Origin of the sequence: Acinetobacter sp. NIPH 2699, assembly GCF_022549355.1 — a bacterium.
GTDB lineage: Bacteria > Pseudomonadota > Gammaproteobacteria > Pseudomonadales > Moraxellaceae > Acinetobacter.
In genome coordinates, this window is record NZ_JAKZGL010000052.1 from 1 (window position 1) to 216 (window position 216).

Annotated in this window: 1 rRNA gene; it reads right to left on the bottom strand. The window is 38.0% G+C overall.

The features are described from left to right. Window positions 1-88 (bottom strand): 16S ribosomal RNA (locus MMP72_RS15850); the annotation flags it as partial. Window positions 89-216 lie beyond the last annotated feature (128 nt).

Genomic DNA, 216 nt, shown 5'->3' on the forward strand with positions numbered 1-216 from the left:
AGTAGCAAGCTACTCTTCCCCGCTCGACTTGCATGTGTTAAGCCTGCCGCCAGCGTTCAATCTGAGCCATGATCAAACTCTTCAGTTTAAAATCAGTAGTACCTTTAAAGGGTACCAATCTTGGCTCATCAATTTTCTGACAAATATTTCTCAAATAAACTTCGAGTAATTTCTACCATTCAATCAATGAAAATAATTTCGATCGATTAACCAGTA